General features: G+C 64.7%; 12 protein-coding genes. 9 read left to right on the plus strand and 3 right to left on the minus strand.

Annotation, left to right across the window (positions count from 1 at the left end):
• Positions 1 to 20: 20 nt before the first annotated feature.
• Positions 21 to 383, minus strand: a complete 363-nt coding sequence (locus tag LB566_RS19915) for a nuclear transport factor 2 family protein (protein WP_224625935.1) — start codon at positions 381 to 383, stop codon at positions 21 to 23.
• A gap of 109 nt (positions 384 to 492) precedes the next feature.
• Between LB566_RS19915 and xylA the strand changes: the two genes are divergently transcribed.
• Together xylA and LB566_RS19925 are read left to right on the plus strand one after the other, a co-directional pair.
• Positions 493 to 1,818, plus strand: a complete 1,326-nt coding sequence (gene xylA, locus LB566_RS19920; protein WP_224625938.1) for a xylose isomerase — start codon at positions 493 to 495, stop codon at positions 1,816 to 1,818.
• 193 nt (positions 1,819 to 2,011) lie between these two features.
• Positions 2,012 to 2,221 carry a hypothetical protein gene (locus LB566_RS19925; protein WP_224625940.1) on the plus strand — a complete coding sequence of 70 codons (210 nt, stop codon included), beginning with the start codon at positions 2,012 to 2,014 and terminating at the stop codon, positions 2,219 to 2,221.
• A 42-nt stretch (positions 2,222 to 2,263) separates the two neighbouring features.
• Here LB566_RS19925 and LB566_RS19930 read toward each other — a convergent pair whose 3' ends face one another.
• Entirely contained in the window at positions 2,264 to 3,244 is a 981-nt protein-coding gene (locus tag LB566_RS19930; RefSeq protein WP_224625942.1) for a GlxA family transcriptional regulator, read from the minus strand.
• Between the two features lie 79 nt (positions 3,245 to 3,323).
• Between LB566_RS19930 and LB566_RS19935 the strand changes: the two genes are divergently transcribed.
• The 7 genes from LB566_RS19935 (at position 3,324) to LB566_RS19965 (ending at position 11,162) form a co-directional block, all read left to right on the plus strand.
• Complete coding sequence (locus LB566_RS19935; protein ID WP_224625953.1) at positions 3,324 to 4,241, plus strand: 3-keto-5-aminohexanoate cleavage protein; 918 nt, start codon at positions 3,324 to 3,326, stop codon at positions 4,239 to 4,241.
• A 20-nt stretch (positions 4,242 to 4,261) separates the two neighbouring features.
• The gene (locus LB566_RS19940; RefSeq protein WP_224625955.1) at positions 4,262 to 4,885 is read left to right on the plus strand and encodes an HD domain-containing protein; all 624 of its coding nucleotides are present in this window, start codon (positions 4,262 to 4,264) and stop codon (positions 4,883 to 4,885) included.
• A gap of 2 nt (positions 4,886 to 4,887) precedes the next feature.
• Positions 4,888 to 5,982, plus strand: a complete 1,095-nt coding sequence (locus LB566_RS19945) for a carnitine 3-dehydrogenase (protein WP_224625958.1) — start codon at positions 4,888 to 4,890, stop codon at positions 5,980 to 5,982.
• A 4-nt stretch (positions 5,983 to 5,986) separates the two neighbouring features.
• Positions 5,987 to 7,150 carry an acyl-CoA dehydrogenase family protein gene (locus LB566_RS19950; RefSeq protein ID WP_224625960.1) on the plus strand — a complete coding sequence of 388 codons (1,164 nt, stop codon included), beginning with the start codon at positions 5,987 to 5,989 and terminating at the stop codon, positions 7,148 to 7,150.
• A gap of 3 nt (positions 7,151 to 7,153) precedes the next feature.
• Complete coding sequence (locus tag LB566_RS19955; protein WP_224625962.1) at positions 7,154 to 9,232, plus strand: acetate--CoA ligase family protein; 2,079 nt, start codon at positions 7,154 to 7,156, stop codon at positions 9,230 to 9,232.
• The gene (locus tag LB566_RS19960; RefSeq protein WP_224625964.1) at positions 9,225 to 10,007 is read left to right on the plus strand and encodes a carnitinyl-CoA dehydratase; all 783 of its coding nucleotides are present in this window, start codon (positions 9,225 to 9,227) and stop codon (positions 10,005 to 10,007) included. The genes LB566_RS19955 and LB566_RS19960 overlap by 8 nt, the downstream gene beginning before the upstream one ends.
• Before the next feature lie 216 nt (positions 10,008 to 10,223).
• Positions 10,224 to 11,162: an alpha/beta hydrolase gene (locus tag LB566_RS19965; RefSeq protein WP_224625966.1), complete on the plus strand. Its 939-nt coding sequence runs from the start codon at positions 10,224 to 10,226 to the stop codon at positions 11,160 to 11,162.
• A gap of 129 nt (positions 11,163 to 11,291) precedes the next feature.
• On the opposite strand, the gene LB566_RS19970 is transcribed toward LB566_RS19965, so the two are convergent.
• Positions 11,292 to 12,950, minus strand: coding sequence for an FAD-binding dehydrogenase (locus LB566_RS19970; protein ID WP_224625969.1), 1,659 nt, complete (start codon positions 12,948 to 12,950; stop codon positions 11,292 to 11,294).
• Positions 12,951 to 12,981 lie beyond the last annotated feature (31 nt).

The following is a 12,981-nucleotide window of genomic DNA, read 5'->3' on the forward strand; positions in this document are numbered from 1 at the left end:
CCCCCCTTACCCCGTTAGTCTCACTGCGCAGGAACCTTATCCAGAAACCCGGTGATGCTCTTCAGGCGGCCGTTCTCGATGATGCCGATATCGGTGCCTTCGATGACGGAAGGCGTGCCTTCCGGGCCGAGATTCCAGGAAAAGCGGATCTTGTCGGCAAACCCGTCCGGTGTGCCTTTCAGCGAAAAGCGGAAGCCGGCAAAGCGCTGCTGCACGCCGTCGATCAGCGCCGCCACGCCTTCATGGCCATCGCCTTGCATGATGGGATCGCGATAGCTGACGTCTTCGGTGAAAGTCGCCTTGAGCAGGGCCTGGCGGCGCGCGACGTCGCTCTCGTTCCAGGCGGCGATGTAGCTTTCGGCGATCTTGTTGAGATCGGTCATGATCTGTCTCCTTCGTTGGCTTTGACATGACCTTTTTCGCCCAATGGAAGAACGGAACCAATTACGCCTGAGGTAATCGGGCGGAACCATTTCGAAGAGGAAGGAAACCATGAGCAGCGGCTTTTTCGGCGACATCCAGAAGATCAAATATGAGGGGCCGGATTCGATCAATCCGCTGGCTTACCGGTTCTACAACCCGGACGAGCTGGTGGCCGGCAAACGGCTGGAAGACCATCTGCGCTTCGCCGTGGCCTACTGGCATTCCTTCGCCTGGCCGGGTGGTGATCCGTTCGGCGGCCAGACCTTCGATCGGCCGTGGTTCCCCAAGGCCGGCGGCGTCGATACGATGGAACTGGCAAAACTGAAAGCAGATGTAGCCTTCGAGATGTTCTCGCTGCTCGGCGCGCCCTATTTCTGCTTCCACGACGCCGACGTGCGGCCCGAGGGCAAGGATTTTTCAGAAAGTTCCGCCCGCCTCGACGAAATCGCGGACTATTTCGCCACCAAGATGAAGCAGACCGGCGTCAAGCTCCTGTGGGGCACGGCGAACCTGTTCTCCCACCGCCGCTTCATGTCGGGTGCCGCGACAAACCCCGATCCGGATGTGTTTGCCTATGCGGCGGCGACGGTGAAGAGCTGCATCGACGTCACCAAGCGGCTGAAGGGCGAGAATTATGTGCTTTGGGGCGGACGCGAGGGCTACGAGACGCTGCTCAACACCGACCTTGCCCGCGAGCAGGAGCAGGCCGGCCGTTTCCTCAACCTCGTCGTCGACTACAAGCATAAGATCGGCTTCAAGGGCACCATCCTGATCGAGCCGAAGCCGCAGGAGCCGACAAAACACCAGTATGACTACGATGTCGCGACCGTTTATGGTTTCCTCAAGCGCTTCGGCCTGGAGAAGGAGGTCAAGCTCAATATCGAGCAGGGCCACGCCATCCTGGCCGGCCATTCCTTCGAGCACGAGCTGGCGTTGGCCAACGCGCTCGGCATCTTCGGCTCGATCGACATGAACCGCAACGACTACCAGTCGGGCTGGGACACCGACCAGTTCCCCAACAACGTGCCGGAGATGGCGCTGGCCTATTACCAGGTCCTGCAGGCGGGCGGCTTCAAGACCGGCGGCACCAATTTCGACGCCAAGCTGCGCCGCCAGTCGCTCGATCCGCAGGATCTGCTGATCGGCCATATCGGCGGCATGGATGCCTGCGCGCGCGGCCTGAAAGCGGCCGCCAAGATGGTCGAAGACAAGGCGCTGTCGGCTCCGCTCGCCGAGCGCTACGCGGGCTGGAACAGCGCCGAGGCCAAAGCGATGCTTGCCGGCAAGCGCACGCTGGAGGACATCGCCGAGCGCGTCGTGAAGAAGAAGATCGAACCGCAGCCGCGCTCCGGCCGCCAGGAACTGCTGGAGAACATCGTCAACCGCTATGTGTGAGAAACGATTCGCCGGAAATCCTCACTGACAGCCGGATTTGATGCCTGGAATCGTTTGCGCTCGGGGCCAAGACCAACAGCAAGGTTTTGCCCCGCATCGCCCCTCAATAGCCTCGCTCTTGCCTTCAAACGGCCGTCACGAATCTCCTATAAGAAGGGCTCGTGGCGGGAGAGGAAGAAGGAGGCGAAACGATATGCAGCACGAACGTGAAATCGACGCCCTGCTCTCACATAGCGAGGCGGGATCGATCATCGACCGGCTGATGGCAATGCCGCATCCGAAACAGGGCACGCGCAGCACCAACGAATGGGATCGCGCCGTCGCCAGCCGTTTCGAGACTCATCTTGCAAGACAGATGCGCTCGCAGATCGATGGCGGCAGCGACCGCCAGAGCGCAGCCTGATTCGTATTGTTTGCGCATCCCTGACTGTTGCGCGATACACAGCTAACCCCGGCGCAGCCTGACCGGCGCCTCGCCGAAAGCTCTTGAAAACGCTCTCGAAAATGCCGCGGCGGACGAAAATCCCGTCCGCCCGGCAATGTCGGCCATCGCCACCCTGGTATCGACCACCAGCCGGCGTGCCGCGCCCAGGCGCAATCTGAGATAATAGGCGCCCGGCGTCTCGCCGATCGACTTGCGGAAGATGCTCTCCAGTGTCCGCGCCGTAACCCCGGCGCGCTTTGCCACCGCTTCTACGGTCAGCGGCTGGTCGACATGCGCTTCCATCAGTCGGATGGCTTGCGCCAGGCGCGGGTCATAGCCGTCGAGCCGGCCAAGCGAGACCAGCGGCTGTGCGTCGGTGGCCGCACGGGCCTGGTCGTAAATGAAGACGCTCGCCACATCGAGCGCCACGGCCATGCCAAGGCGGGTGCGAACGAGGTGCAGCATCAGGTCGAAGGTCGGCGAGGCGCCGCCCGAGGTGAAGACCGGCCCGTCGATGACGTAACGGTCCGGGCGGACGTCGACGCCCGGAAAGGCCGACGAGAAATCTTCCATGTCTTCCCAATGGGTGGTGGCGCTGCGGCCTTCGAGCAAGCCGGCTCGCGCGACCAGCCATGTACCGGCCTCGACGCCGCCGCACGCGCGGGCCATCCGCGCCGCACGGCGCAGGCCCGAGAGCAGAGCCGACGTCGCATAATTCTGCGTGCCGAAACCGGCGACGACGACAAGAACGTCGGTCGGCTCGGCCGCATCGAAGCGGCCGCTGACCGCCACCGGCAGGCCGCAAGTGGTGACCGGCGCCTCGCCGGTTACGGAAACCAGCTTGAAATCGAACAATGTCTCGCCGGATATGCGGTTGGCGGCGCGCAGCGGGTCGACCGCCGAGGCCACGCACATGATGGACGAGCCGGAAAACACCAGCAACGTCACCTTGAGCGGCGAGCGCTCGGCGCGAAAGATCGTCAATTTTTCGCCTTTAGTCATGGAAGCTTCGTAAAACGCAAAGCAGTTTTCGGCAAGCCGGGCGATGCTTGGCGCCTGTTTCGATTGGGAGGAGAGTTCCATGCCGCTTGCGATGAACCGTGAGGTCTTCATTACCTGTGCCGTGACCGGGTCCGGCGGCACGCAGGACCGCAGCCCGCATGTGCCGCGCTCGCCCAAAGAGATCGCCGATTCTGCCATCGACGCGGCCAAGGCGGGTGCGGCAATCGTCCACTGCCATGTCCGCGACCCCGAAACCGGCAAGCCCCGGCGCGACGTTCATCTCTACCGCGAAGTGACCGAGCGCATCCGCGAGGCAAATGTCGACGTGGTGCTGAACCTCACCGCCGGCATGGGTGGCGACATGGTGTTCGGCTCGCCCGAGGCGCCGCTGCCGCTGAATGAAAAGGGCACCGACATGGGCGGCGCCACCAACCGCATGGAGCATGTGCGCCAGTGCCTGCCGGAGATCTGCACGCTCGACTGCGGCACCATGAACTTCGCCGAGGCCGACTATGTCATGACCAACACGCCCGGCATGCTGCGCGCCATGGGCGGCATGATGACCGCGCTCGGCGTCAAGCCGGAGATCGAGGCCTTCGACACCGGCCATCTGTGGTTCGCCAAGCAGTTGGTCGAGGAAAAGGTGCTGAAGCCGGATGCGCTGGTGCAGCTTTGCATGGGCGTGCCGTGGGGGGCGCCTGACGACCTCAACACCTTCATGGCCATGGTCAACAACGTGCCCTCAAGCTGGAATTGGTCGGCCTTCTCGATCGGCCGCAACCAGATGGCCTATGCCGCGGCCGCGGTGCTGGCCGGCGGCAATGTCCGCGTCGGTCTCGAAGACAATCTCTGGCTCGACAAGGGCGTGCTGGCGACCAATGCGCAGCTGGTCGAGCGCGCCGCCAGCATCGTCACCAATCTCGGCGCCAGGATCCTCGGCCCGGAAGATGTGCGCAAGAAGCTGAACCTGACGAAGCGGGCGCCGCTGGCGGCATAAATTATTCGCAGGGAGGGTCGATGGCTACGGTAAAATTCACGGCGATGAAGGATGGCGACAGGGAAGACTACGAATTCCTGACCGCGCACGAGATCGACTATGCCGCCAGGACCGGCGAGCGGCTGCTCGACGCGCTGGTGCAGCTCGACGAGGGCCTGTCGGGCTACAAGATCACCCGGCTCGGCCATTCGCTGCAGGCGGCGACGCGGGCCTGGCGTGATGGCGCCGACACCGACTGGATCGCCTGCGCCTTGCTGCATGACATCGGCGATATCTACGCGCCCTACAATCACGACGAATATGCCGCCTCGATCCTGAAACCCTTCGTGCGCGAGCAATGCACCTGGGTGGTGGAAAAGCACGGCGACTTCCAGCGCCTCTATTATGCCCATCATCTCGGCGGCAACCGCCACGCGCGCGACCGCTTCGCCGGCCATGCCTATTTCGACGACTGCGACCAGTTTTGCGAGCGCTGGGACCAGTCGAGCTTCGATCCGGACTACGAGACGCTGCCGATCGAGTTCTTCCGGCCTTTCGTGCTCGAAGTCTTCGCCCGCAAGGCCTACGACCCATCGGTGATCCGTGCGGGCGAGCGCGTGCCCCTGATGGATCCACAGACAGCCAGCAAAAGAACCGGAGCCTGACAATGAGCATCATCAACAAGGCGGCCGCCATCGGCGGCGGTGTCATCGGCGCCGGATGGGTGGCGCGGCTGCTCCTCAATGGCATCGACGTGTCGATCTTCGATCCCGATCCCGAAGCCTCGCGCAAGGTCTCGGAAGTGATGAAGGGCGCGCGCCGCGCCTATAAGCAGATGGTTCCAGGCGGCCTGCCGAAGGAGGGCAGACTGACCTTCGCCAAGACCATCGCCGAGGCGGTCGCCGACGCCGATTTCATCCAGGAAAGCGTGCCGGAACGGCTCGACCTCAAGCACAAGGTGCTGGCCGAGATCGACACCCATGCGCCGGCCAACGCCATCGTTGGCTCGTCCACATCAGGCATCAAGCCGACCGATATGCAGGTGGCGATGAAGAAGCATCCGGAGCGGCTGGTCGTCGGCCACCCGTTCAACCCGGTCTATCTCCTGCCGTTGGTCGAGATCGTCGGCGGCGACCAGACCTTTCCCGAGGCGATCGAGGTCGCCAGGGAGATCTATGCCTCGATCGGCATGAAGCCTGTCGTCATTCGCAAGGAAATCGAGGCCTTCGTCGGCGATCGTCTGCTGGAAGCCGCCTGGCGCGAGGCGCTGTGGCTGATCAAGGACGGCATCTGCACCGTCGAGGAACTGGACGACATCATGCGCTATGGCTTCGGCCTGCGCTGGGCGCAGATGGGCATGTTCCAGGTCTATCGCGTCGCCGGGGGCGAAGCCGGGATGCGCCATTTCATGGCGCAGTTCGGCCCCTGCCTGAAATGGCCGTGGACCAAGCTGATGGACGTGCCGGAGTTCAACGACGAGTTGGTCGACCTGATCGCCACGCAGTCGGACGACCAGGCGCATGGCCTGTCGATTCGGGAACTGGAAAAGATCCGCGACGACAATCTGGTCGCCATCATGGATGCGCTCTCGAAGCAGAACAAGGGCAAGGGCTGGGGCGCCGGCGCACTGCATAAGGACTATACTAGGCAGTTGGCCAAGCTGGCGGCGAAAAAGCCGGCTGCGTCCAAGGCGGCCGAGAAGGCGAAGGCCTCCAAGCCGGTGAAGAAGGCGGAAAAGCCAAAGAAAAAGAAGAAAGGCTGAGACCATGGATTTCGGTCTGTCGGAGGAACAGAAGCTCATTGTCGAGACGACGCGCGCCTTCGTCGAGAATGAGCTTTACCCGCATGAGCGCGAGGTCGAGCGCACCGGCGTGCTGCGTCGCGAACTGATCGAGGAACTCAAGGCCAAGGCGATCGAAGCCGGGCTCTATGCCGCCAACATGCCGGCCGACGTCGGCGGCGCGGGGCTCGATACAGTGACCTGGCTGCTCTACGAGAAGGAACTCGGCCGCGCCAATTACGCGCTGCACTGGACCTGCGTCGCGCGCCCCTCCAACATCCTTTTGGCCGGCACGCCTGAGCAGCGCGAGAAATACCTGTTTCCCTGCATCCGCGGCGAGAAATGGGACTGCCTGGCGATGACCGAACCGGGCGCCGGGTCGGACCTGCGCGGAATGAAAGCGACCGCCGTTCAGGATGGCGGCGATTGGGTGCTGAACGGCACCAAGCATTTCATCAGCCACGCCGATCTCGCCGACTTCGCCATCGTCTTCATGGCTTCAGGCGAAGAGGATTCGCCGCGCGGCAAACGCAAAAAGATCACCGCCTTCTTCGTCGACAAGGGCACCAAGGGGTTCACGGTGCGCGACGGCTACCGCAACGTCTCGCACCGCGGCTACACCAACGCCATCCTCGAATTCGACGATTGCCGCCTTCCGGCAAGCCAGGTGTTGGGCGAAGTCCACAAGGGTTTCGATGTTGCCAATTCCTGGCTCGGCGCCACCCGCCTGCAGGTCGGCGCCACCTGTCTCGGCCGCGCGGAGCGGGCGCTTGGCCACGCGGTCGAATACGCCGCGCAGCGGCAGCAATTCGGCCAGCAGATCGGCAAGTTCCAGGGCGTGTCGTTCAAGCTCGCCGACATGGCGACGGAGCTCAACGCCGCCGACCTGATGGTGTTCGAAGCCGGCTGGAAGTACGATCAGGGCACCGTCACCGACCAGGACATGGCCATGGCCAAGCTGAAGGCCACCGAAATGCTTGCCTTCGTCGCCGACGAAGCCATCCAGATCCATGGCGGCATGGGGCTGATGGACGACCTGCCGCTGGAGCGCATCTGGCGCGATGCGCGCGTCGAGCGCATCTGGGAAGGCACGTCGGAGATCCAGCGCCACATCATTTCGCGGGCGCTGCTGCGCCCGTTCGGAGCCTGATCCATGCACAAGCTTGAACGCCTTCTGCGCCCTAAATCGATCGCCGTATTCGGCGGCGCACAGGCCGCCGCGGTCGTGGCACAGTCGATCAAGATGGGCTTTGCCGGCGAGATCTGGCCGGTGCACCCGAGCAAGGACGAGGTCGCCGGCCGCAGGGCGTATCGTTCGGTCGCCGACCTGCCCGGCGCACCGGACGCCGCCTTTGTCGGCGTCAACCGACACCTGACCATCGAAGTGATCAAGGCGCTGGCCGAACGCGGCGCCGGCGGCGCGGTCTGCTTTGCCGCCGGTTTCCTCGAAACCGAAGCCTATGACGCGGATGGCGAGCGGCTGCAGGCCGAGCTGGTTGCCGCCGCCGGCCAGATGCCGATCATCGGGCCGAACTGCTACGGTCTGATCAACTATGCCGACGGCGCGCTTTTGTGGCCCGACCAGCATGGCGGCATCAGGCTGGCCGACGGGGGCAAGGGGGTGGCCATCATCACCCAGTCGTCCAACATCGCAATCAACATGACGATGCAGAAGCGCGGCCTGCCGATCGCCTTCCTGATGACCGCCGGCAACCAGGCGCAGACCGGGCTCTCCGAAATGGCGCTCGGGCTGATCGAGGACGAGCGCGTCACCTCGCTCGGCCTGCACATCGAGGCTTTCGATTCGGTAGCCGGCTTCGAGCGGCTGGCGGCACGCGCGAGGGAATTGAAAAAGCCGATCATCGCCATGAAGGTAGGCCGCTCGGAACAGGCCAGGCAAGCGACCGTCTCGCACACCGCGTCACTCGCCGGCTCCGACGCAGCGTCCGGGGCCTTCCTGAAACGCCTGGGCATCGCGCGCGTCGATTCCATCCCCGCCTTCATCGAGGCGCTGAAGCTGCTGCATGTCACCGGCCCGCTGCCCGGCTACAGCCTTTCGTCGATGAGCTGTTCGGGCGGCGAGGCGTCGGTCATGGCCGACAGCGCCGAAGGCCGCTGGGTCAACTTCCCGGTGCTGACGGAAGAACACCGCGCCCATGTCAAGTCGACGCTCGGGCCACTGGTCGCGGTCGCCAATCCATTGGACTACCACACCTTCATCTGGAACAACGAACCGGCAATGACCGCCACCTTCACCGCCATGGTGTCGGGCGGCTTTGATTTGAACATGCTGGTGCTCGACTTTCCGCGCCCGGACCGCTGCTCGGTGACCGACTGGTGGGCGACGCTGCGCGCCTTCGAATCGGCGCTCAAGACCAACAAGGCGCATGGCGCGATCGTCTCGTCACTGCCCGAGAACCTGCCCGAGGAATACACCGCCGAGCTGATGGCGCGGGGCATGGTGCCGTTGTTCGGCATCTCCGAGGCGATGGATGCCGCCCAGGCGGCCGCCTTCATCGGCTGGGCCTGGCGCGAGCCGCAGGCGCAGCCGGTCGACACCTCCGCTTCCGGTGCTGCCGGCGGCGAGCATGTCACGCCCGACGAGGCGCAAGCCAAGGCGCGGCTGATCAAGGCCGGGCTGCCCGTGCCCAAGGGCGAGCGCGCCGGCAGTGCCGTCGAGGCGGTGATCTCGTCCATGGCGCTCGGCTTCCCCGTCGCACTGAAGGCGCTGGGTGTCACCCACAAATCCGAGGTCGGCGCTGTCAGGCTCAACCTCAGGGACGCCGAATCCGTCAGCACGGCGGCGCACGACCTTTTGCCGCTCGGCACGGGCCTCTATGTCGAGCGCATGGTGCGCGACGGCGTCGCCGAGCTGATCGTCGGCTTCACCCGCGATCCAATGTTCGGCGCTGTCATGACGCTGGGCACCGGCGGCGTCCTGGTCGAGCTCTTGCGCGACAGCGTGACGCTGATGCTGCCGGCGACGCGCGACGACATCGAGGCCGCACTTCGCGGCCTCAAACTGTTCCCGCTGCTCGAAGGCTACCGTGGCCGGCCCAAGGCCGATATCGCGGCCGCCATCGACGCCATCTCGGGCATTGCCGCCTTCGTGCAGACGAATGCCGGCGAGATCGAGGAACTCGACATCAATCCGCTGATCGTCTGCGCGGAAGGCAAGGGCGCCTGGATCGCCGACGCGCTTCTGGTGCTGGGAGAAAACAAGAATGCCTGACGTCATTTCGATCCGCCGTGAAGGTTCGATCCTCGAGGTCACGCTCGACCGGCCCAAGGCCAACGCCATCGACCTCAAGACCTCTCGGCTGATGGGGGAGACCTTCAAGGCGTTCCGCGACGATCCGGAACTGCGGGTCGCCATCGTCAAGACCGCAGGCGACAAGTTCTTCTGCGCCGGCTGGGACCTGAAGGCGGCCGCCGGCGGCGATGCGGTCGACGGCGATTATGGCGTCGGCGGCTTTGCCGGGCTGCAGGAACTGCGCGACTTGAACAAGCCGGTCATCGCCTGCGTCAACGGCATGGCGGTGGGCGGCGGCTTCGAACTGGCGCTGTCTTGCGACCTCATCTACGCCTCCGACCATTCCTCCTTCGCGCTGCCGGAGATCCGCGCCGGCACGCTTGCCGACGCCGCGACCATCAAACTGCCGAAGCGCATCCCCTACCATGTCGCCATGGACCTTTTGCTCACCGGCCGCTGGATGGACGTTGCCGAGGCGCATCGCTGGGGCTTGGTCAACGAGGTGCTGCCGAAGGAGAAGCTGGAAGACCGTGTCTGGGAGATCGCCCGCCTGCTCGCCAGCGGCCCACCGCTTGTCTTCGCCGCGATCAAGGAAACCGCGCGCGTGGCGGAAGCGCTCACCTTCCAGGACGCGATGAACAAAGTGACGCGCCGGCAGTTGGCGACGGTGGACGCGCTTTATGGTTCTGAGGACAACATGGAAGGTTTTCGGGCCTTCGCCGAAAAGCGCGACCCGGTTTGGAAGGGGAAGTGACTCTGCGGAGATGACAGCGCCAAGCACCCCCCTCTGCCCTGCCGGGCATCTCCCCCTCAAGGGGGGAGATTGGCAGCTTCAGGCTCGGCGCTTTTCCGGCGACGTAGAAGATTGGCGAAAGCCTTCGCGACATCCGATCTCCCCCCTTGAGGGGGAGATGGCCGGCAGGCCAGAGGGGGGCGCGCAGACTCGACGTTGGCAATTGGCCCAGTCAAGATGACCGATTACAAAATCCTCATCGACGCCGAGACCCGGGCCTTCATCGAGCGGACCAGTTCCTATTATCCGCCGGATACGATCGACTACACGATTGCCGAACAGCGCGAGATCTATGACCGCATGTGCCGGGAGTTCTTTGCCGGCTATCCCGAGGGGGTGACAGCGGAAACCACCGCTATTGCGGGGCCGGCGTGCAATATCCCGATCCGCATCTACCGCAGCGCATCGCAGGCCACGGCAACGGTGCTCTATTGCCACGGCGGCGGTTTCATCCTTGGCGGGCTCGACAGCCATGACGACGTCTGCGCCGAGCTTTGCGGCCGCACCGGCTATGAGGTGGTCTCGGTCGACTACAGGCTGGCCCCGGAGCATCTGCATCCGGCCGCCTTCGACGACGCGATGAACGCCTTCGAGTGGACGGCAGCTTCCTATGCGCAACCGGTCCTGCTGTGCGGCGACAGCGCCGGCGGCAATCTCTGCGCGGCGGTCAGCCATGCCACGCGCGGCCACGCGAAGAGGCCGATCGGGCAGGTGCTGATCTATCCAGGGCTCGGCGGCGACCATTCGCGCGGTTCCTATGTGAGGCACGCCGAAGCGCCGATGCTGACCACGCGCGACCTGGAATTCTATAAGCACATCCGTACCGGCGGCGTGGACCAGACCGGCGACATCACCTTGTATCCGCTCGCCGACGCCGATTTCGCCAACCTGCCGCCAACGGTGCTGATCACCGCCGAGTGCGACCCGCTGTCGTCGGACGGCGAGGCCTATCGCGACCGGATCGTTGCGGCCGGCGGGCGGGCCACTTGGTTGGAGGAGAAAGGGCTGGTGCACGGCTATCTCAGGGCGAGGCACACGGTCGGCCGCGCCCGCGCCAGCTTCACCCGCATCGTCGAGGCGGTGTCGGCGCTCGGCAAGGGCGAGTGGATCTGGTGAGAGCTCCTCGCATGGGAATTGCCAGAAGATGACCAAGCCAGCGAGTGCCGGAAATCCGTTTGGCCGGCCGGTCTGATCGCGCGGCTTATCCGCAACGCAATCCTGTCCCGAAATGCGGCTGTCCGGCGCTCAGGCCACCGAACGCGCCGCCGCCCGGCCGGCGCTGCGGCCGGAGAAGATGCAGCCTCCCAGGAACGTGCCTTCCAGCGCCGCATAGCCATGCACGCCACCGCCGCCGAAACCGGCGGCTTCGCCGACCGCATAGAGGCCCTGAACCGGCTCGCCATTGCTCCCCAGCACGCGGCTTTCGAGGTCGGTCTGCAGGCCGCCCAGCGTCTTGCGGGTCAGGATGTTGAGGCGGACCGCGATCAGCGGGCCGTTGGCGCGGTCGAGCATCTTGTGCGGCCTGGCGGTGCGGATCAGCCGGTCGCCGAGATAGGCCCGCGCACCCCGCAGCGCGGTGATCTGCATGTCCTTGGAGAAGGGATTGTCGAGCTGCCGGTCGCGGGCGCGGATCTCGCGCTCGACTTGCGCCACGTCGAGCAGCGGTTCGCCGCCGGCCAGCTTGTTCATGCGCGCCACCAGATCGGGCAGTTCGGCCTCGATGATGAAGTCCTCGCCCTTTTCCATGAACGCTTTGACCGGCCCCGGAATGCCTGATGTGGCGCGGCCGAGCACCTGGCGCCAGCTCTTGCCAGTCAGGTCCGGGTTCTGCTCGGAGCCCGACAATGCGAACTCCTTCTGGATGATTTTTTTGGTCAGGATGAACCAGGAATAATCGAAGCCGGTGCTCATGATGTGGCTGAGCGTGCCGAGCGTATCGAAACCGGGGTAAAGCGGCACCGGCAGGCGCTTGCCGCGCGCGTCGAGCCACAGTGAGGACGGACCGGGCAGGATGCGGATCGCATGGTCGGTCCAGATCGGCGCCCAGTTCCTGATGCCCTCGACATAGTGCCACATGCGATCGCGGTTGATGACGCTGCCGCCGGCGTTTTCCGTGATCGCCAGCATGCGGCCGTCGACATGGTCGGGCACGCCTGTGATCATGCGCTTCGGTGTCGCGCCCAGCCGTTTTGGCCAGTTTTCCCGGACCAACTGATGGTTGCCGCCGATGCCGCCGGAAGCGACGATCACCGCCTGCGCATGAAGCTCGAAATCACCTGATATCTCACGCGAGCTTTTGTGGCCGCGTTCCACGGTGCTCGGCTCGAGGATGTCACCTCGCACACCGGTCACGGCGTTGCCGGTCCGCGTCAGTTCGTTGACCCGATGGCGGAATTTGAAGCAGATCAATCCGCGCTTCTCGGCCTCGCGTACGCGCAGCACGAAGGGCTCGAGCACGCCGGGACCGGTGCCCCAGGTGATGTGGAAGCGCGGCACGGAATTGCCATGGCCGATGGCATTGCCGCCACCGCGCTCGGCCCAGCCGACCACCGGGAAGAATTTCATGCCGCGCTCGAGCAGCCAGGAGCGCTTCTCGCCGGCAGCGAAACCGACATAGGCTTCCGCCCATTGGCGCGGCCAGTGATCCTCCGGCCGGTCGAAAGCGGCGGTGCCCAGCCAGTCCTCGAGCGCCAGCTCGTGCGAATCGCGGATGCGCATGCGCCGCTGCTCGGGCGAATCGACGAGGAACAGGCCGCCGAACGACCAGAAGGCCTGGCCTCCCAGCGACTGTTCCGGCTCCTGGTCGACGATGACGACCTTCTTGCCGGCCTCGGCCAGCTCCGCGGCGGCAACCAGCCCGGCAAGGCCGGCGCCGACAATGATCACATCCGCGTCGTCAGCCAATTCCCCCTCCCCTTAGCTGGCTAATGTATGG

This window comes from Mesorhizobium sp. CA13 (assembly GCF_020165235.1).
In the GTDB taxonomy this organism is placed as follows: domain Bacteria; phylum Pseudomonadota; class Alphaproteobacteria; order Rhizobiales; family Rhizobiaceae; genus Mesorhizobium.